The 20,117-nt window shown below is 54.6% G+C and carries 18 protein-coding genes; 8 read left to right on the forward strand and 10 right to left on the reverse strand.

All coding sequences use genetic code 11. The features are described from left to right. The first annotated feature begins 114 nt into the window (after nt 1–114). The 5 genes from recG to LVJ85_RS11930 all read left to right on the forward strand — a co-directional run bounded on the left by recG (nt 115) and on the right by LVJ85_RS11930 (nt 5,064). The gene (gene recG, locus LVJ85_RS11910; RefSeq protein WP_244739997.1) at nt 115–2,154 is read left to right on the forward strand and encodes an ATP-dependent DNA helicase RecG; all 2,040 of its coding nucleotides are present in this window, start codon (nt 115–117) and stop codon (nt 2,152–2,154) included. A 161-nt stretch (nt 2,155–2,315) separates the two neighbouring features. Continuing rightward, on the forward strand, nt 2,316–3,230 hold the full coding sequence (locus tag LVJ85_RS11915) for a tetratricopeptide repeat protein (protein ID WP_244739998.1): 915 nt from the start codon (nt 2,316–2,318) through the stop codon (nt 3,228–3,230). Between the two features lie 198 nt (nt 3,231–3,428). After that, a complete protein-coding gene (locus tag LVJ85_RS11920) occupies nt 3,429–4,043 on the forward strand; it encodes a hypothetical protein (protein WP_244740000.1) in 615 nt (204 codons plus the stop codon). Further along, on the forward strand, nt 4,004–4,489 hold the full coding sequence (locus LVJ85_RS11925; RefSeq protein WP_244740002.1) for a hypothetical protein: 486 nt from the start codon (nt 4,004–4,006) through the stop codon (nt 4,487–4,489). Before LVJ85_RS11920 ends, LVJ85_RS11925 begins: the two co-directional genes overlap by 40 nt. 41 nt (nt 4,490–4,530) lie before the next feature. Then, complete coding sequence (locus LVJ85_RS11930; protein ID WP_244740003.1) at nt 4,531–5,064, forward strand: alpha/beta hydrolase; 534 nt, start codon at nt 4,531–4,533, stop codon at nt 5,062–5,064. 292 nt (nt 5,065–5,356) lie between these two features. On the opposite strand, the gene hpf is transcribed toward LVJ85_RS11930, so the two are convergent. From hpf to LVJ85_RS11970, 8 genes are all read right to left on the reverse strand, one after another. Next, nucleotides 5,357–5,677 (reverse strand): ribosome hibernation-promoting factor, HPF/YfiA family, encoded by a 321-nt coding sequence (gene hpf / locus LVJ85_RS11935; RefSeq protein ID WP_244740004.1) that lies wholly within the window; start codon nt 5,675–5,677, stop codon nt 5,357–5,359. 153 nt (nt 5,678–5,830) lie between these two features. Further along, nucleotides 5,831–7,183, reverse strand: a complete 1,353-nt coding sequence (gene rpoN / locus LVJ85_RS11940; protein ID WP_244740005.1) for an RNA polymerase factor sigma-54 — start codon at nt 7,181–7,183, stop codon at nt 5,831–5,833. 57 nt (nt 7,184–7,240) lie between these two features. Further along, the gene (gene lptB / locus LVJ85_RS11945; protein WP_244740006.1) at nt 7,241–7,972 is read right to left on the reverse strand and encodes an LPS export ABC transporter ATP-binding protein; all 732 of its coding nucleotides are present in this window, start codon (nt 7,970–7,972) and stop codon (nt 7,241–7,243) included. An 83-nt stretch (nt 7,973–8,055) separates the two neighbouring features. Beyond that, the gene (gene lptA, locus LVJ85_RS11950; protein ID WP_244740007.1) at nt 8,056–8,580 is read right to left on the reverse strand and encodes a lipopolysaccharide transport periplasmic protein LptA; all 525 of its coding nucleotides are present in this window, start codon (nt 8,578–8,580) and stop codon (nt 8,056–8,058) included. After that, nucleotides 8,561–9,142, reverse strand: a complete 582-nt coding sequence (gene lptC / locus LVJ85_RS11955; protein WP_244740008.1) for an LPS export ABC transporter periplasmic protein LptC — start codon at nt 9,140–9,142, stop codon at nt 8,561–8,563. Before lptC ends, lptA begins: the two co-directional genes overlap by 20 nt. Beyond that, nucleotides 9,139–9,675 carry an HAD family hydrolase gene (locus LVJ85_RS11960; protein ID WP_244740009.1) on the reverse strand — a complete coding sequence of 179 codons (537 nt, stop codon included), beginning with the start codon at nt 9,673–9,675 and terminating at the stop codon, nt 9,139–9,141. Before LVJ85_RS11960 ends, lptC begins: the two co-directional genes overlap by 4 nt. A gap of 205 nt (nt 9,676–9,880) precedes the next feature. After that, complete coding sequence (locus tag LVJ85_RS11965) at nt 9,881–10,537, reverse strand: nuclease-related domain-containing protein (RefSeq protein ID WP_244740010.1); 657 nt, start codon at nt 10,535–10,537, stop codon at nt 9,881–9,883. Between the two features lie 68 nt (nt 10,538–10,605). Beyond that, entirely contained in the window at nt 10,606–11,580 is a 975-nt protein-coding gene (locus tag LVJ85_RS11970; RefSeq protein WP_244740011.1) for a KpsF/GutQ family sugar-phosphate isomerase, read from the reverse strand. An 83-nt stretch (nt 11,581–11,663) separates the two neighbouring features. Here LVJ85_RS11970 and tal point away from each other — a divergent pair, with 83 nt between their 5' ends. Continuing rightward, nucleotides 11,664–12,719, forward strand: coding sequence for a transaldolase (gene tal, locus LVJ85_RS11975; protein WP_244740012.1), 1,056 nt, complete (start codon nt 11,664–11,666; stop codon nt 12,717–12,719). 473 nt (nt 12,720–13,192) lie between these two features. Here the strand turns inward: tal and LVJ85_RS11980 are convergent, their stop codons facing one another. Further along, complete coding sequence (locus LVJ85_RS11980) at nt 13,193–14,995, reverse strand: bifunctional chorismate-binding protein/class IV aminotransferase (RefSeq protein ID WP_244740013.1); 1,803 nt, start codon at nt 14,993–14,995, stop codon at nt 13,193–13,195. A gap of 212 nt (nt 14,996–15,207) precedes the next feature. Between LVJ85_RS11980 and ppk2 the strand changes: the two genes are divergently transcribed. Next, the gene (gene ppk2, locus LVJ85_RS11985) at nt 15,208–16,149 is read left to right on the forward strand and encodes a polyphosphate kinase 2 (protein ID WP_244740014.1); all 942 of its coding nucleotides are present in this window, start codon (nt 15,208–15,210) and stop codon (nt 16,147–16,149) included. 75 nt (nt 16,150–16,224) lie between these two features. Here ppk2 and LVJ85_RS11990 read toward each other — a convergent pair whose 3' ends face one another. Then, the gene (locus tag LVJ85_RS11990) at nt 16,225–16,386 is read right to left on the reverse strand and encodes a lipoprotein signal peptidase (RefSeq protein ID WP_244743214.1); all 162 of its coding nucleotides are present in this window, start codon (nt 16,384–16,386) and stop codon (nt 16,225–16,227) included. Between the two features lie 67 nt (nt 16,387–16,453). On the opposite strand from LVJ85_RS11990, the gene recC reads away from it, so the two are divergent. After that, a complete protein-coding gene (gene recC / locus LVJ85_RS11995) occupies nt 16,454–19,684 on the forward strand; it encodes an exodeoxyribonuclease V subunit gamma (RefSeq protein WP_244740015.1) in 3,231 nt (1,076 codons plus the stop codon). Nucleotides 19,685–20,117: the final 433 nt, after the last annotated feature.

The following is a 20,117-nucleotide window of genomic DNA, read 5'->3' on the forward strand; positions in this document are numbered from 1 at the left end:
ATCCGACACTAATACCCGCCAGCCCGCTTTCAGACGGCCTCCCCTATTCCCCATCCTACCCCCGCCCCAAAATCATTTAAAATAGCCGTCTGAAACCGTTTTCTTCCGGCCGCCATGACACCAGAACACCAAAAGCTGCTCAAAATCACCGACACCGCCGCCAAAAAGCTCGAAAAGCTCAACCTGCACACCCCGTGGGACGTTGCCCTGCACCTGCCGCTGCGCTACGAAGACGAAACCCACATCATGCCGATTAAAGACGCACCTATCGGCGTGCCGTGCCAAGTCGAAGGCGTAGTAACCCTGCAAGAAGTACAGTTCAAACCCCGCAAACAGCTCATCGTGCAGATTCAAGACGACTCCGGCAGTGTACTGTTTCTGCGCTTCATCCACTTCTACCCCAGCCATCAAAAACAAATGGCGCAAGGCAAACGCATCCGCGCCGTGGGCGAAATCAAACACGGTTTTCACGGCGACGAAATGATCCACCCCAAAATCCGCGATGCCGACAACAGCAGCCTCGCCGAAAGCCTCACCCCCGTTTACCCCACCGTAAACGGCCTCAACCAACCCACCTTGCGCCGCATCGTTCAGACGGCCTTAGAAGCCCTGCCCCTGCACGACACCCTGCCCGACGAACTCCTAGGCCGTCTGAAACTGCCCCACCTGGCCGAAAGCCTGCGCCTCCTGCACGCCCCGCCGCCCGATTACAACATCCGCCAACTTTCAGACGGCACCCTCCCCGCATGGCAGCGGCTCAAATTCGACGAACTGCTCGCCCAACAGCTCTCCATGCGGCTCGCACGGCAAAAACGCATCAGCGGACAGGCCGCCCCCCTGCACGGCAACGGCTCGCTCACCCAACCCCTGCTCAACGCCCTGCCCTTCGCCCTCACCGCCGCCCAACAGCGCACCTTAAGCGAAATCCGCGCCGACATGCGCCAAACCCACCCCATGCACCGCCTGCTGCAAGGCGACGTAGGCAGCGGCAAAACCATCGTCGCCGCCCTTGCCGCCCTCACCGCAGTCGAAGCCGGCAGCCAAGTCGCCGTCATGGCACCCACCGAAATCCTCGCCGAACAGCACTACCTCAAATTCAAACAATGGCTCGAACCGCTCGGCCTCGAAGTCGCATGGCTTTCCGGCAGCCAGCGCAAAAAAGCCAAAGATGCCGCCAAAGCCGCCCTTTCAGACGGCCTCACCCCCATCGCCGTCGGCACCCACGCCCTCTTTCAAGAAGACGTACAGTTCCACAACCTCGGCCTCGTCATCGTCGACGAACAGCACCGCTTCGGCGTCGCCCAACGCCTCGCCCTCAAAAACAAAGGCCAAGACGTACACCAGCTCATGATGTCCGCCACCCCCATCCCCCGCACCCTCGCCATGAGCTTTTTCGCCGACCTCGACGTTTCCGTCATCGACGAACTGCCCCCCGGCCGCACCCCCATCAAAACCCGCCTCGTCAACAGCCTGCGCCGCCCCGAAGTCGAAGGCTTCGTACTCAACACCTGCCGCAAAGGACGGCAAGTTTACTGGGTCTGCCCCCTCATCGAAGAAAGCGAAACCCTCCAACTGCAAACCGCCACCGAAACCCAAGCCGCCCTTCAAGCGGCCCTACCCGAACTCACCATCGGCCTCGTCCACGGCCGCATGAAAGCCGCCGAAAAAGCCCAAGTGATGGCCGAATTTGCCGCAGGCCGTCTGAACGTACTCGTCGCCACCACCGTTATCGAAGTCGGCGTAGACGTACCCAACGCCAGCCTCATGGTTATCGAACACGCCGAACGCATGGGCTTGGCACAACTGCACCAACTGCGCGGGCGCGTAGGCCGCGGCGCCGCCGCCAGCACCTGCGTCTTACTCTTCGCCGAACCTCTGAGCGAGCTGGCCAAAGCCCGCCTCAAAGTCATCTACGAACACACCGACGGCTTCGAAATCGCCCGCCAAGACCTCAACATCCGCGGCCCCGGCGAATTTCTCGGTGCACGCCAAAGCGGCGTACCCATGCTCCGCTTCGCCAACCTCGAAGAAGATCTGCACCTTTTAGAAAAAGCCCGCGAAATCGCCCCCCAACTGATTGAAGAGAACCCCGACATCGTCGAAGCCCACCTCAACCGCTGGCTGGCGAGCAGGGAAAGTTATTTGGGAGTTTGAAGGTTGCTGGGAAACATGAGAGGCCGTCTGAAACAAGATTTTCAGACGGCCTCAACTGCAAGCGGTTGGTATGAAATGGAGAGAGAAGGATTTGGAAACAATTTCACTTCAAAATTTATTAAAATACGCAATGGTTACTGATAAATTTAATCAAGGGATGAATGATGGATGTTACTAAATTGATAGGTGAAGGAATTCAATTATTCAACGCTCAGAAATATGATGAAGCTATTCAAAAGCTGAATGAGGCATTAGCAAGCATTCCGGATAAAACGAAAGATATTCAAAACCAAGTGAATGCTCTGTTTGGGCTGGGACGGTGTTATATGGAGCAAGCCATCAAAGCCTTGAATGCTGAGCAGGCTGACCAAAGGTTTGCCCAAGCCATTGAACATTTTAAAGAACAGTTAGATTTGGCCGGAAAACTGGATGGACAAAACGGTATTCAGGAGCAAGTAAATGCCCGGTATTGGCTCGGATACTGTTATATGCAGCAAGCCATCAAAACCTCCGATGCCAAGCAGGCTGACCAAAGGTTTGATAAGGCCATTGAACATTTTCAAGAAGCGTTAGATTTGGCCGGGAAACTGGATGGACAAAACGGTATTCAGGAGCAAGTGTATGCTCAGTCTTGGCTGGGGCAGTGTTATATGCAGCAAGCCATCAAAACCTCCGATGCCCGGCAGACTGACGAAAGGTTTGACCAAGCCATCAAACATTTTCAGGAACGATTGCATTTAGCAGAACAACTTGATGGACAAAACGGTATTCAGGAGCAAGGTTATGCCCAATCTTGGTTAGGTGGGTGCTATTTCGAACAAGCCAGTAAAATCTCGGATGCTCGGCAGGCTGACCAAAGGTTTGACCAAGCCATCAAACATTTTCAGGAACGATTGCATTTAGCAGAACAACTTGATGGACAAAACGGTATTCAGCAGCAAGTTTATGCTCAGAAGTCGCTAGGGTATTTTTTGTTAGAAAAGAACAAGAAATCAAAAACAGTTAGGGAAAATAAAAACACTATCAAAAATTATTTTGAACAAGCAAAAATTCTGTGTGAAAAATTACTAGATTAAACTTCAAAAGAAGAGCAGATTACTTCTATAAGGCGATACGAAAAAGAGCTTGATTTTCTTGCTGGAGATTACAACGCCTACTTTGATGCGAAAAAAGAAGATATACAAAAACACTTAAAATTAAATTCAGACCTTAAAGAACCAGTTTCTTCGATTTTAGCCGTTCTAAGCATTGCTCCGGTTGAATTTAACAAGCCGTTGGCACATTACACCAAACCGTTTGTGTGTGAAAAACTGCTGGGAATCAAACAAAAAGAAAAAGATCAACCCAAAATTGCTGACAAAATGCGAATGAACAGTTCTACCTATATGAACGACCCATATGAAGGTAAAAGCTTATTAGATTTTTGCGGTATTCAGGACATTTCACTGGAAAATAAAACCGAATTCAGTCCACACAATGCTTTCTTTACCTGTTTTTCTGCACGGGTAAATGATTTGAACCAATTCCGTTTATATGGGAAAGTGAACGATATTGAAGCATCCGGCTGCTGTTTGGTATTCAATAAACGCGGGAATTGGGTAAAAGAACCTGATATTTCTGCTTCTTACCAGCGTTTAAACGATAAGAATAGCTTTGATAACCAAGAAACAATAAAAGACACAACAACGACACAGAGGCCGTCTGAAGATTTACCTCTCTACCAAGTGGCCTATATCTTTTATCGCGATGAATATACCAAACAAGATGAATATGATGTTTTTGGTGATATTCCTGAGGAAAAAAAACCAAGCTTTGGCATCCGTTTAAAGCCCATTAGCAATGATAAAGAATGGCACAACGAAAGAAAAAACAGTTTGAGAAAGCTTTGAGCTCTTTATTCGATTATTTCAATCCTAATACTATTCAAGCAAATGATGAAAAACAAACAAATGATGAAAAAGAAGAGCAGCAAATAGTTTCTGCATATGAAAAAACCGAAGAGCAAAAACAAGCCGATCAATACGCTTTGGAATACATCCGTTACCTGTTTAAAGACTATGCTTTTCGCGATGAAGAAGAGTTCCGCCTATTGCAAATCGAAGAATTGGGCTCGGAGAAAGTACAATACTGCCACGAAACCAATTCGGCTTATGTAGAATACGCTGATATTTGCGACAAATTAGACGAAGTCATTCTAGGCACCAATTACGAGCGGGCAGGAGGAGAGCAAAAAGTGGAAGCATTCCGCTATCTGTTGAAGCAGAAGCTACCACGCATTAAAGTGTCGCATTCTTCTTTGCCGATTAATGCCGCCTTGCCTGCACGCAAGCCATAAAAGAATAAACGCTTAAACCAAACCAACTACAAAACCCTACCATGCACAGCCACGACCTTGAAGATTTAACCCTGCTGCTGATACGCGATGCGGATGAGGCGGAAATGTGGATAGACCGCTGGGCGGTCAGCTACCCTACCGTGCGTATGACCGCTGTGTCGCACGGGCAGTCGATTGCCGGGTGGCAGCACGCGGTTCAGACGGCCTTTGGCAGTATTCACAGTAAAAATATCGCTGTCGTCGCTCACGGAGCGGGCGTGTCGGGCTGGCTGGCGTGGCTGTATCTGGCGGATGTGAACACGCAAAAGCGGATACGCAATATGATGCTGGTGTCGCCGCTGCAAGAGGCGTTTCCCGATGATGATTGCCACACGCTGCAACGGGTGCGCTGCCATTGCCCGACGGCGTTGGTCATCGGTAAAAACGATGCGGCCTGTCCGCCGGAATGGGCGCAACAGCAGGCGGCGTGTTTGGGCGCGCGGCTGCTGGTGTCGCCGCATGAAGGCCGTCTGAACGGGCATTTGCACGGTTGGCAGTGGGGAATGAAGCTGTTGCAGGAAATGTTGTTGCGGTAGTTTCGGGGTTGCTTGCTTGGGCTTGAAGCAGTGATTGAAGCGCAAAGCCAAGCCTCGCCTATTAGATATAGATGACTGAACACTGCCTGCGGGCGGATAGGGTGCAAATCCACTTTATTTTCTTCACGGCTTCGTCATGCTCGGGCTTGACCCGAGCATCTCCTGAAGTTACCTGAACTCGAGATACTCAAGGCAAGCCCGAGTATGACGGGTGTGCTGATGTTTAAAGGCCGTCTGAAAATGGTTTTTCAGACGGCCTTAAGTTTATGCAATCAATACATCAAACGGCGGTTTATTCTTCGGGTGCCGCCGGTTTGGCGGTGGCGCGCACGTCGTTGCTTTTTTCTTTGTGTTTGAGGATGGCGCGGTCGAGTTTGTCCATCAGTACATCTATGGCGGCATACATATCGGATTCTACGGTTTCGACATGTAAATCTTTTCCGGCCAGGTGTACATCTGCTTCGGCTTTGTTGTTCAATTTCTCTACCGAAAGGGTAATGGCAACCGAAATCACGTTGCCTGCGTGGCGGTTGATGCGCTCGAGCTTGGAGGTAACGTGGTTTTTGATGGCTTCGGTTACGTCGAAATTCAGGCCGGTAATTTTCAGATTCATGGCTTTACTCCTTCGTTGGGTTGGTGCCGTCTGCCGTTGCGGGCATCGGGCGGAAAGGGGTAGGTTTCTGCTTCTGTGGCTGAGGCCGTCTGAAAATGCGGGGGCTTTTCGCGGAACTCGCAAGCTCGTTTTCAGACGGCCTGTGAATCGGATTTAAAGTTTACGTTGGTGCGCGCTCGGAATATTCAAGGACTCGCGGTATTTGGCTACGGTGCGTCGCGCAATGTCTATGCCCTGCTGCTTGAGCAGGCTGCTCAAAGCTTCGTCGGAATAGGGTTTGAGCTTGTCTTCTCCTTCGATGAGCTGGGCAATCACGGCCTTGACGGCACTTTGGCTTACGCCCTCTCCGTCTTCGGCGGAAACGGCTTGCGTGAAGAAGTAGCGTAACGCAAACACCCCACGCGGGCAAGACAAATATTTGTGGTTGACGGCACGGGAAACGGTGCTTTCGGCCACGCCCAATTCGGCGGCGGCATCTTTAATCAGCATGGGTGTCAGGCCGATTTCGCCGAATACGAAAAAGTCTTCCTGTTTTTCGACGATGTATTCGGCCAAGCGCAAGACGGTGTTTTTACGCAATTCGAGGCTATCGATTTTTTGGCGGGCTTCGCTGAGTTTTTCTTTCCATTCGGGGCTGACATCACCCGCTTCTTTGAGCAGTTCGCAATATTCGCTGTTGAGTTTGACTTTCGGCCATGCCTGCTCGTTGCCGGCGACTTTCCAGCCGCTTTTGGTTTCTTGTACCCACACGTCGGGCTGCACATAGGCAGTCGGTTCGGCGGAGGCGAAACCGTAGGCGGGATAGGGATTGAGTTTGGCTATCAGGTCTAAGGCCGTCTGAAAAGTATCGGTATCGTATTCGGGAAACTGTTTGCGGAAGCGGGCGATATTCTGCTGGCGGCTGCGGCCTAAGTCGTCCAAGCCTAAATGGATGATTTTGGCGGCGAGCAGGCGGGCGGGTGATGCGGGCAGGCGCATGAGCTGGAGCATCAGCGATTCAGTAAGGTTGGCGGCACCGACGCCTGCAGGGTCGAAGGTTTGCAGTAAATCGAGGGCTTCTTGAAGGTCGTTTTCGTTGAGCATCCATTCGAGCGGGGTATGATCGAGGATGTCGCTCAGGCTGTCGGTGAGATAACCTTGTTCGTCGAGAAAATCTATCAGAATGTGCACGCACGCGGCTTCTTGCTCGCTCATGGGGTGCTCGCACACTTGTTTATGCAAAAAGGCGTTGAAATCTTCTTCTTCGGCAATGGTCGCCCACACGTCTTCCGCATCGTCGCCGCCCACTTGTTTGCCTTTGGGCAAGGCGGCGGAAACGCGGGCGAACTCGGCATCGCTTTCGTCTTCTGCGGTTTCTGCCCGCTCCAACAGCGGGTTGTCTTGAAGCCAGTCGTCCACTTCCCGCTCAAGCTCCAAACCCGACATTTGCAGTATGCGCAGCGATTGTTGCAGACTCTGGTTGAGCTGCTGGGTTTGTTTGAGTTTTAGTCCGAGATGTTGGCTCATAGGGTTAAGGTTCGCGTGAGTAAAGCGTCGTGTGCGGGCGGTGCCGGTAAAGCGGCATTAGTAATGGAAGTTTTCGCCCAAATATACGGCTCTGACCTGCTCGTTGTTCACCAACTCTTCGGGGTGGCCGGAAGCCAGCACGGTTCCTTCGCTGATGATGTAGGCGCGGTCGCAAATGCGCAGTGTTTCGCGCACGTTGTGGTCGGTAATCAATACGCCGATGCCGCGTGTTTTCAAAAATTCGATGATTTTTTGAATGTCGATAACGGCAATCGGGTCAACGCCGGCAAAGGGTTCGTCGAGCAGGATAAAGCGCGGCTGCATGGCGAGTACGCGGGCGATTTCTACGCGGCGGCGTTCGCCTCCCGAAAGCGACGGCGCGGGGTTGTTGCGCAGGCGTTCGATGTTCAGGTCGGCCAGCAGTTTTCCCAACTCGCTGTCGATTTTGTTTTTGTCTTTCAGGCTGATTTCCAAGATGGCGCGGATGTTTTGTTCTACCGTCATCTTGCGGAAAATCGAGGCTTCCTGCGGCAGGTAGCCTAAGCCTAGGCGGGCGCGTTCGTGTATCGGCAGGTGGCGGATTTCGCGCCCGTCGAGGGTAACGCTGCCGGCATCGGCGGCAATCAGCCCGACAATCATGTAGAAGCTGGTGGTTTTGCCGGCGCCGTTGGGCCCGAGCAGGCCGACGACTTCGCCGCTTTCGATGTCGAGCGAAAAGTTTTTAACGACTTGGCGTTTTTTGAAACTTTTTTGCAGGTTTTGTACGTTTAAGCGGCTGTGCTCGGTCATGGTCTTGCTCTTGGGTTATGGTCACTATTGTAATCTGTTTTAAGGCCGTCTGAAACCGGTTTTTCAGACGGCCTTAAGCGGTGCTATTTTTTTCCGGATTGTGCGGAGGAAGGTTGGATGATGATACTGACGCGCTTGCCGCCTTTACCGCCCGCTGCCTTGCTGCCCAGCACGGTATAGACTTCGGTGCGGGTGTTGTAGGTGATGCTGGCGCCGGAAGCCACATCGCCGCCGCGCTGCACTTTGGCGTTGCCGTTGAGCTTCACTACGCCGGTGGCCGATGAATATTCGACGTTGTCGGCCTGCCCGTTGACCGTGCCTTTGCCGCCGTCGAGCGTTTGGCCGAAGCGCACGGGGCTGCCGCTGGCCGACATAAACTGTTCGCCTTTGTCGTTACGCGATACTTTCACGCTGCCGGCGCGGATATTGAGCGAGCCTTGTTTGATGATCACGTTGCCGCTGAAGGTGGTAACTTGGTTGGCCTGATCGAGCGAGCCTTGGTCGGCTTCGATCTGAATCGGCTGCCTGCTGTCGCTTTCGAGGGCGTAAGCGGGCGCAGCGGCGGCCAAAGCGGCAAGAAAGGCGGCGTTAAAGATTTTTCGGGTCATAGATGATGGCTTTCACGCGTGAGGGCAGGTTCAACAACCCTTTTTTGTGGTCATAAACCAAGCCGTTGGCCGTGCCGTGCGATTCGCCGTAGCGGTATTCGACGGGGGCTTTGGTCTCGGCGGTTTCTGTTTGCGTATTTATGGTTAAGCTGCCGGTTTTCAAGACACCGGCGGGGCGGCGGGCATCGGCGGCTTTGGTCAGCACGACGTTGTGCTCGAACTGAACAATGCGGGTATCGGTGTTATAGCGGGCGTCTTTGCTTTCGACTTTGTAAATCAATTGTCCGCCGTCATACAGGGCAAGCCGGGGCTGTTCAAACACTACGTCGTCGCTCTTGGGCAGCTGCCATGCACGCTCTGCGCTGAGGTTTTCTTTCAGACGGCCTTGAAGGTCGAAACGCTTGCCGTCTATACCTTCCATCGAGTATTGCGGTTCATTGGGGTTTAACGCGGCCTCTTCGATATCGACTTGGCTGATACGCCCCAACCAAGCGGAAAGCCCGCCCAAACCGATGGCCAACACCAGCGGAAACAGCCAGCCGTAACGCCATCTTCCGCTCATTTCACATACTCCTGCAAAGCCGCTTCCAGCTTGCCTTGAGCCTGCATAATCAGGTCGCACAATTCGCGCACCGCGCCTTTGCCTGCGCTGTTTCGGGTAACGTAAGCGGCGTGCTTCAAAGTAAACCAATGCGATTCGGGCACGGCCACGGGCAGGCCGCAGCGCACCATCACGGGCAGATCGACCACGTCGTCGCCGATAAAAGCGCATTCGTGTTCTTCTACGCCGGCTTTCTCACGCAAATCGGCGTAGGCGGCGCGTTTGTCGTGAATGCCTTTATAGTAGTGGTTGATGCCGAGCTGCTTGACGCGGATGCCGACGGAAGGCGCGTCGCGGCCGGTAATAATGGCCGTCTGAACGCCGCCGGCCTGAAGCATTTTCAAACCGTGGCCGTCGAGCGTGTGGAAGGATTTGATTTCTTCGCCGTTATCGCGGATAAAAATGCGCCCGTCGGTGAGTACGCCGTCCACATCCATAATCAGCAATTTGATTCGGGCGGCGCGGGCTTGGATTTCGGGAGTGAGGTTTTGCATATTCGATTGGCTTGCTTTAAATAAATTTCAGACGGCCTGCACGGCTTATTGTAGCACTATCAGCTTTAAAGGCCGTCTGAAAATGTAAACAGTACAAACTATGCTATGCATCTTAATGAAACGACGCTGTTGTTTGCTTTATTTTTCAGCACACTTTTAAAGATGCCAAATTCAGTAACAGGCTAAACAAATATTTCAAAGAGCTTCAACCGTATTTTCTTTTAATATCGCGCACATGTGCTTTACGGCTTTCATATGTCGCCGAATATTTTTGATTTTCTAAAATCCCACAAGCCCTATCTAACTCTTGTTGACTTAATATGGCCGTCTGAAAACCTTCTATATACATTTGAGCCTGACCGGGATAGCACACATTAGGCGGCATATCGGTTTTAAATTCACACCCACCTAAAAATACGATAACCGAATGAAATTTCTGTTCAGGTAAATCCAGTAGCTCCGACAAAGCCTTAATATGCGCATAATTCTGACGCAAAGGGTTTTGAAACGAGCTTTTCTTTTTATAAACAACTTGGGTCCATTTTGCTTGGCGCGCACTGCCAAAAATCCAGCCTGAATAATTTTTTGTTTCCACTACAAAAATGCCATAAGGTGAAACGTAAACATGGTCAATTTGCGTGCTTGTTCCTTTAAAAGGAATGATCAGGTCATGATAAGGACGGTAAAGGCTTTCATCGAGATGATTATCCAATCGGCTTTGGACAATTTTTTCGCCAAACCAACCTTTAAATAATGGGCTTTTTAAAAAAGCCAATAACAATAAAAACGGAATAATCCACCAAACAGCCTGAATTGCGCTCCCCAATCCGCCAAAAAAGGCGTTAATAATCATATTTTCCATAAAGTAAGTCCCCTTAAAACTTTAAATATTTAAATTTATGATACAAGTTATTTAAATTAATCATGTAACTATACAATCCGCGCTTTGAGCAGATCGTGCATATTCAGCGCACCAACCAACACATCGTCTTCCTTCACCACCAAAAGGCCGTTGATGTGGTTTTGCTGCATGTGTTTCAAGGCTTCGGTGGCGAGTTTGTCGGCGGTAATGGTTTTGGGGTTTTCATGCATGATTTCGTTTACCGTCAGACCGGCGAAGTTGTCGCGCTGTTGGAACAGGCGGCGCAGGTCGCCGTCGGTAAACACGCCTTTCAGACGGCCTTCTTCATCGGTAACGGCCAGCATGCCCAAGCCTTTTTCGCTCATACGCACGATGGCATCTTTCAGCAAAGTACGGCTGGTAACGGCAGGCAGCGACTCGCCGCTGTGCATGATGTCGGATACGCGCAGCAACAGACGTTTGCCGAGGCTGCCGGCGGGGTGGCTGAGGGCGAAGTCGTCGGGCGTGAACTCGCGCGCTTTAAGCAGCACCACGGCCAATGCGTCGCCCAAAGCCATGACCGCGGTGGTACTGGAAGTGGGTGCCAAACCGAGCGGGCAGGCTTCGTGCGATACGGAGGCGGTGATGTGGATGTCGGCATGGCGCGCCATCGTGGAACGCGGTTTGGCGGTGATGCAGATGAGCGTGATGTTTTTGCGTTTCAACACGGGAATGATGGCGGTGATTTCGTCGCTCTCGCCCGAATTGGAAATCGCCAGCACCACATCGCCGTCGACAATCATGCCCAAATCGCCGTGCGCAGCTTCGGCGGGGTGGACAAAAAAAGCCGGCGTGCCGGTGGAAGCCATCGTGGCGGCCATTTTGCGCCCGATATGCCCCGATTTGCCCATGCCCATAATCACGACGCGGCCTTCGCACTGCAAAATAGCTTCGGCGGCTTGAACAAAATGATGATCCAGTTCGGAAGAGATTTCGTGCAGACTTTCGGCTTCGATGCGCAATACGTCGCGCGCCCAAGCCAGATATTGCGTTTGGTTTGACATGGTTTGTTTTCCCGTGGGGCTATCCAAACCCTAAGATTCGGGTTAGGATTTGTACTTTAGTATAAATAACAAGGATTTCAGAGATGACTATTTTATCGGACGTTAAAGCATTAGGCCAACAAATCTGGCTCGACAACCTTTCCCGCTCGCTGGTGCAAAGCGGCGAATTGGCGGAAATGTTGCAGCAAGGCGTGTGCGGCGTCACTTCCAACCCCGCCATTTTCCAAAAGGCTTTTGCGGGCGACGCGCTTTACACCGATGAAGTCGCCGCGCTGAAACAGCAAAACCTCACCCCGAAACAACGCTACGAAACCCTCGCCATTGCCGACGTACAGGCCGCTTGCGACGTGTGCCTGCCCGAGTTTGAAAAAAGCGGCGGCAAAACCGGTTTTGTCAGCCTCGAAGTCGCCCCCGACTTATCGCACGATGCCGCCGGCACGGTAGCCGAAGCCAAACGCCTGCATGCCGCCATCAACCGCCCCAACGTGATGATTAAAGTACCCACCACCGATGCGGGCGTAGCCGCGTTGGAGCAATTGGTTTCAGACGGCATCAGCATCAACCTGACCCTGCTGTTCTCACGCAAACAAACCCTGAAAGCCTATGAAGCCTATGTAAAAGGCATTGAAGGCCGTCTGAAAGCAGGCAAGCCGGTCGACCGCATTCAGGTCGTGGCCAGCTTCTTTATTTCCCGTATCGACAACGCGCTGGACGCCACGCTGCCGGAACATCTGCAAGGCAAAACCGCCATCGCGCTGGCCAAAGCCGCTTATCAGGATTGGCAGGATTTCTTCGGCGGCGAACAATTTTCCGCATTGAAAGCACAAGGCGCCAACCCCGTGCAGCTTTTGTGGGCTTCCACCGGCGTGAAAAACCCCGCTTACCCCGACACCTTGTATGTGGACAGCTTAATCGGCCCGAATACCGTCAACACCGTGCCCGATGCCACCTTAAAAGCCTTTATCAACCACGGCACGGCCAAACTGACCCTCACCGAAGGCACGGCGGAAGCGGCGGCGCAACTGGCCGAAGTGGAAAAACTGGGCATCGACGTAGAAGCCCTCGCCACCCGTTTGCAGGAAGACGGCTTGAAACAGTTTGAAGAGGCATTTGAAAAACTGCTGGAGCCGTTGGAGTAAGGCCGTCTGAAAGTATGTAGATTGGGTTGGAACGAGGCCGTCTGAAGAAATTTTCAGACGGCCTTTTATTATGTAGGGCGGACATCCCTGCCCGCCGCGAAGGGAACAGCTTTATTTGCTCTTTATGCTGTGTTTGAAAAACCACGACAAAGACAACTTTTCCACCTTGATCTTGGTGTAATGTTTAACCATACACGGCGGGCAGGGATGCCCGCCCTACGGGTTATGCTTTCTCAACCCTCATTGGAAATACACCGCGCAAGACGTTACCCAGCAACGTAGGTTGGAACTAAGACCAACTTTTCAGACGGCCTTTTAGATGTAGGGCGGGCATCCTTGCCCGCCGCGACGGGAACAGCTTGGTTTGCTCTTTATGCAGTATTTGAAAAACCACGATAAGCGCCGCTGCTTTTTATCTCAATATTTGTGGCATGTTTGACCATACACGGCGGGCAGGGATGCCCGCCCTACGGTTATGTGCTTCTAACCTTCACCGGAAACACTCCGCGCAAAGCGTTGCTCAAGCGGATTTCGTCGGCTTGGGCGAGCATTTCGCGGGTGATGCGGCTTTGGTGCACGGTGTCGGTGCCGAGATGGGTTTGCGGGTCGGCAAGTACGGCTTGGCGCATCACGCCGTTGAGGATGTCTAAATCCAATGCGGGGGTGTGCCATTCGCTGCCGAGGCGGATGAAAACGTTGCTGCGGCCGCCTTCGAGCAGGAGGCCGTCTGAATTGAAAAACAGGCTGTCAAACGCGCCTTGTCGCTCGGCTTGCTGCCAGCCGTGGTCGTAGATGCTGCGGCAGGTGGTTTTGAAGCGGCGCAGGTAGTCTTGCGGCGGCAAAGGGGTTGCGGACAGGCATACTGTTTGCTCGGGCGGTAGTTCTTTCAGCGGTGCATGACTGAGGCCGAGGCTGAGGCCGTCTGAAGGGTTTAAGACGGCCTTGATGCGGTAGAGGCCGTGGTCGGGCAGTTGGGCGAGATAGCCGTGTATCTGCTGTTCGATATGGTCGGCGAACGGCAGGTTCAGGGCGGCGGCGGACTGTTTCAGACGGCCTAAATGCAGGGGCAGCAGCGGGCATTGTTTTTGATGCACGCGCATGGTTTCGAAGATGCCGAACTCGGGTGCGAGGTCGGTGAGGAAACGGGCTTTCCAGCGGCATTCTGTGTATTCGTCGGCGGGCACGCTGTCGGCAACGATGCCGGAGCCTACGCCGTACACGCCGTGGTAGAGGCCGTCTGAAAGCGGAGTAAGCTGCAAGGTGCGTATCACGACGTTGAGGGTGCCGCTGAATCCCAAACCGCTGTCGCAGGGGTTGAGAAAGCCGATGCTGCCGGTGTAGAGGCTGCGCGGGGCGGTTTCGATGTCGCGGATAATCTGCATGCTCATGCGTTTGGGCGCGCCGGTAATCGAGCCGCAGGGGAAAGCGGCGCGGAAAATGTCGGCTGCGCCGATGTGCGGCTTGGCCTTTGCTTCGATGGCGGTGGTCATCTGCCACACGCTGCCGAAACGGGAGACTTTAAAGGGTTCGGGCACGCGCACTCGGCCGGTTTGGGCGATTTTGCCGAGGTCGTTGCGCAGTAAATCGACAATCATGATGTTTTCGGCGCGGTTTTTGGGGTCGGCCTGCAAATCGCGCGCGCGTTGTTCGTCTTGCCCGTCGTTGAGGATGGGGGCGGTGCCTTTCATGGGTTCGGTGGTGATGAGGCCGTCTGAACCGATTTTGAGGAAGAGTTCGGGCGAAAAGCATAAAGTCCAGCGGGTTTCGCCGCGGTGGTCGGGCAGGCGGCTCAGGGCGGCATAGGGCACGGGCTGGCGCAGGCGGCGGTAGAGTTTTATGGGGTCGCCGTAGGCGGTAAGGTGCAGGCGGGTGGTGTAGTTGATTTGGTAGGTGTCGCCGCGTGCGATGGCCGCCTGAATGTCGCGCACGGCTTGCAGGTAGTCGGTTTCGGCGGTGTCGTTTGCGGGGGTGCTGATGCCGGCGGGGGATTCGTCGGTGCAGGATTGGGCGAGCCATGTTTCGGGGTCGGTTTCGGTGCAGCGTTCAAACCAATGCAGGGCAAGATGGGCAGGCGGTTGGGCGGGCAGATCGAGCAGCGGCAAGCCGAATTCGTAGTCGGCAAACAAAACGGCGTGCCAACCTTGCTGCCAGCCTTCGCGCAGGGCGGCATCCAGCCCGTCGAGATCGGCGGCGGTGAAAAAACGGCTGCCGGTGTGGGTTTGGTAAAGTTTGGCGCGGTTGGCGGCTGCGTCGTCTAGGAGCGCGAAATAAGGCATGGCGGAAGGGTGGGATAAAAGGCGTTATTATAGCGGCAACCGGCGTGCGCCGACGTTTTTTTCCTAGCCGTCCATACGCCGGCCTGCTGTCGCGGCAAGGCAAAAATGCCGTTCTTTCCATTGGTTTTTTTGTTTGTTTATGTAAAAAGGAGTAGAATCATTGTCAGAATAGCTATAGATATTAATAACCTACTTAACAAAAGGAGCAGTGTATGACCGACCAACCCGCAGAACAGCAGTTGAAGCCCTTCGAGCCTGTTGCACTAGGCGATAAAAAAGCAGAATTGAAAGTATTTGAAAAGGCGGTTTTGGAACACAAAGGACGTATTACCGCCGAGGATTCGGGTTCTGCCCCTCTGCCTGAAAACTATCCCTACCGTACGCGCATGAGCCGCAGCGTTTATGAAAAAGAAAAGAAAAAGCTGCAAATCGAGTTGTTGAAAGTCCAAAGCTGGGTGAAAGAAACCGGCCAGCGCATCGTCGGCTTGTTTGAAGGGCGCGATGCGGCAGGCAAAGGCGGTACGATTAAGCGTTATATGGAGCATTTGAACCCGCGCGGCGCGCGCGTGGTGGCTTTGGAAAAGCCGACCGAAACCGAGCGCGGCCAATGGTATTTCCAACGCTATATCCAAAACCTGCCCACTGCCGGCGAAATCGTGTTTTTCGACCGTTCGTGGTACAACCGCGCGGGCGTTGAGCGCGTAATGGGCTTCTGCCAGCCGCACGAATACCTGCTGTTTATGCGCCAGACGCCTGAGTTTGAGCGCATGCTGGTGGCCAGCGGTATCCATTTGTTCAAATTCTGGTTTTCGGTAAGCCGCGAAGAGCAGTTGCGCCGCTTTATTTCCCGCAGGGACGACCCGCTGAAGCATTGGAAACTTTCGCCCGTGGATATTCAGTCGCTCGACCGTTGGGACGACTACACCGATGCGAAAAACGCGATGTTTTTCCACACCCACACCGGCGATGCGCCGTGGACCATCATCAAATCCGACGATAAAAAACGTGCACGTTTGAACTGCATCCGCTACTTCCTGCACACACTCGACTACCCGGGCAAAGACGTAAAAGCCATCGGCGAAGTTGACCCGCTGATTGTGAAAGTACCCGATACCAAATTTACCGACAATAATTTCGACATCATTGCCGATTAATTATGGTTGAGCCTTAACGGGCAAAAACATAGAGGCCGTCTGAAAACGCGTAAAAACGTTTTTCAGACGGCCTCATTACTTTTGCCGCCGATTACTTGGCTGAGACCTTTGCAAAACCCTCAGATGTGGATGCAGTTCAAGGCGTAGCAGCACAGCGGGCGCAGACATATCATACAGATAGGCAAACGAGCGGGCAGCGCACAACGCAGAAATGCGCCGCAGATGAGGGTTTTGCAAAGGTCTCCGGCTGATTATTTGTTTATAATCCCACCATTGACTATCGATTCCGGCCGCCCAACGCACCATGCTTTATCTTTACCAGTCCAACCGCCTCGAAGACTTAGCCGCCCTCTTCACCCGCGTACACAGCCTGCAACCGCCCGAAAACCCTTTCGAGGCGGAGGAAATCGTGGTGCAGAGCCAAGGGATGCGGCGTTATCTCAACACCTATCTGGCGCGTGAAACCGGCATTGCAGCCAACCTCAATTTCAGCCTGCCCGCCGGCTTGGCATGGCAGCTGATGCGGCGGTTTATCCCCGGCATTCCCGCGCTCAGCCCGTTTGCCCCCGAAGTGATGCGCTGGCGGCTGCTCGGCCTGTTTCAAAGCCGGGATTTTCAGACGGCCTCCGAATACCTGCCCGCACGCGAAGCCCTGCAAAGCTATCTCGACAGCGGCAGCACCGCCGCCTACCAGCTGGCCGGACAACTCGCCGACATTTTCGACCAATACCTCGTGTACCGCCCGCAATGGATAGACGCTTGGCAGCAAGGCAAAAGCATGGGCTTGGGCAGCGACGAAAACTGGCAGGCCGTTTTGTGGCGTTTTCTCAACGACGGCTCGCAACACACGCCCCACCGCGTCGGCTTGTGGCGGCAGCTGCTCGACTCGCTTGACCCGCAGCACCTGCCCCGCCGCTACTGCGTTTTCGGCATCGCCACCATGGCGCCGATGTATCTGCAACTCTTGCAGGCGCTGGCCGAGCATTGCGACGTGCACATTTTCGCGCTCAACCCCAGCAGCGGCTATTGGGGCAACGTGATTGAAGCGGCGCAAATCCTCCGGCAGGAAGACGACACCGATTTAAGCCTGTCCGGCCATCCCCTGCTCGCCTCGCTGGGCAAACAGGGGCGCGACTTTTTCGACGCGCTCACCGACGTACCCAAACACGAAATTTCCGTATTCGACGAAGAACCTTTTCAGACGGCCTCACCCACGCTGCTGCGGCGTTTGCAATACGACATCCAAACCCTGTCGATGCCGTCTGAAAACCCGCACGGCCTGCCCCAACCTGATTTAAACGACGGCTCGATACAGGCCGTATCCGCACACAGCCCCCTGCGCGAACTGCAAATCCTCAAAGACCGCCTGCTCGAAGTGCTGGCCGAACATCCCGACTGGCAGCCGCACGACATCGCCGTGCTCACCCCCCATATCGAGCCGTACAGCCCCTTTATCGAAGCCGTGTTCGGGCAAGAGCAAACCGGCAGCCACGCGCTGCCCTATTCCGTGTCGGACGTCAAAATCAGCCGCCGCCAGCCCCTGTTTCAAGCCCTCGCCCAAGCCCTCACGCTGCTCGAAAGCCGTTTTGAAGTCAACCTTTTGCTGCCCCTGCTCGAAAACGACCTCGTGCTGCAACGCTTCGAGCTGACCCGCGACGACCTGCCGCTGCTGCACGACACCATCGCCGCCCTCAACGTACACTGGGGCACCGACGAACACATGCGCGGCGGCCGCAACAACCTCTTCACTTGGCAGCAAGGGCTGGAGCGGCTCGCCCTCGGCTGGATGCTGCCCGAAAGCCGCCATCCCTTATGGAAGCGCATCAGCGCATGGCACGGCAACCCCAACCACACCGCCGTACTCAGCCGCTTCAGCGCCCTCGTCCGCACCCTCACCGACACCGCCCGCCTGTGGGCCAAACCCGCACCCGTAGCCGAATGGACGGAACGCATCCGCCGCCTCACTTCCGCCCTCGCCGCCACCGACGCCGACGGCCAATACGCTTGGCAACAACTCAGCCAAGCCCTCGCCCGCTGGCAGGAAGAAGCCGAACTGGCCGACTTCGGCGGCGACCTGCCCCGACAAACCGTTATCCGCCACATCGGCCGCTTCCTCGACAGCGAAAGCCAAGCCGGCTTCCTGCGCGGCGGCATCACCTTTTGCAGCATGGTGCCGATGCGCAGCCTGCCCTTCAAAATGATCTGCCTGCTCGGCCTCAACGACGGCGATTTCCCCCGCAACACTAAAGCCGCCGCCTTCGACCTCATCGCCCGCCACCCGCAAAAAGGCGACCGCGCCCGCCGCGACGACGACCGCTACCTGTTTCTCGAAGCCGTGATGAGCGCGCGCGACATCCTTTACCTTTCCTACATCGGCCGCGACATCCGCAACGACCAGCCCCTCGCCCCCTCCGCCCTGCTCGGCGAACTCATCGACACCCTCGCCGCCATGACCGGCCGTTCCGCGCAAGAGCTGCACACCCATTGGGTGAAACAACACCCGCTGCAACCCTTTTCACACCGCTATTTCACCCCCGAAAGCGCAGGTTCAGACGGCCTCACCAGCACCCGCCGCGACTACGCCGAAGCCCTCAACCGCCCGCCCGAACCCGAAGCTCCGTTCTTCACCGAACCGCTCGACGATGCCGCCGCAGACGACGACACCGTTGCCCACCACAGCTTTATCCGCTTCTGGAAAAACCCCGTACGCACTTGGCTGCAACACACCCTCCACTGGCAAAAGCCCTACCGCGACGCCGCATGGGAAGCCGCCGAACCCTTCGAGCCGCAACAAAGCGCGCGCATCACCGCCGAATACACCGCCGCCCGCCGCCACAACGAAGACTTCGGCCGCCTCGAAAGCCGACTGCAAGCCGAAAGCCTGCTGCCCGCGGGCGAATTGGGCGCACTGTGGCAAAACCGTTTCCAAACCGCCGCCAAATCGCTCGACCACACCTTAGTCACCAGCCCCAAACTGCCGCCCGCACCCTACACCCTCACCGTCGGCGCGTACACCCTCGAAGGCAGCCTCAACCACCTCTACCGCCACGGGCAGATTTACTTCCCCGGTCAAGCATTCAAAGCACCCGAACAGCTCGCCGTTTTACTCGAACATCTGATTTTCTGCGCCGTGAGGCCGTCTGAAACCGGGCAATACCAAACCCATATCCTGCTGCCCGAACAGCCGCAAACCCTCGCCGAGATTCCGCAACCAGAAGCCGTCGAAGCCCTGCAAAACTGGCTGGAGTATTACCAAATCGGCCAAACCCGCCCGCTGCCGTTCTTCCCGCGCGTGAATTTAGACGCCGCCGAAGAATGGCTCAAATCGGCCGACCAAGACAAAGCTCTGGCCAAAGCGCGCAACACTTACCACGGCGGCACGCACGCTGCCGGCCAAAAAAGCTATCCCGAAGTTGCACTGGTGTTCGGCGGCAACGAAGAAGACCCCACCGCCTCCACCCTCTTTTGGAACATCACCGCAGACCTGCTCGCCCCGCTTATCCGACTCACCACACCGCCGGCAGACAACGATTGAAGCAGGCCGTCTGAAAAATAATGCCGTCTGAAATGAAAGCGAACTTGCGGGTTTCGCTAAAACATTCCCGCCGCCCCACCGCAGCGGGAACCAAACCTTTCAGACGGCCTCATACCTTAACCCCAAACCCAAAAACACAGCCCGCACACCACAGACAGCGCTGACAAAAAAAGCCCCCAAACCACATAGAGGCCGTCTGAAAGCCCCGGCAATTTATGGCATAATAAGCACCCGTTTTTCCCTCGGCAGGCAAGCGCAAACCGCCTGCCCATAGTGAAACCAAACGCCGCAAACCCATCACGCTGATTTGGCGCCGGTTTCCACCAGTCTTAATCAAAACATACCGCTACCCCAAGCGTATTAACCCTATTTTCAGACGGCCCCAACACAGTCTTTTAACAAAACAGGCCGTCTGAAACGAAAGCAAAAGTAC

It is taken from the genome of Neisseria sp. Dent CA1/247 (assembly GCF_022870825.1).
GTDB lineage: Bacteria > Pseudomonadota > Gammaproteobacteria > Burkholderiales > Neisseriaceae > Neisseria > Neisseria zoodegmatis.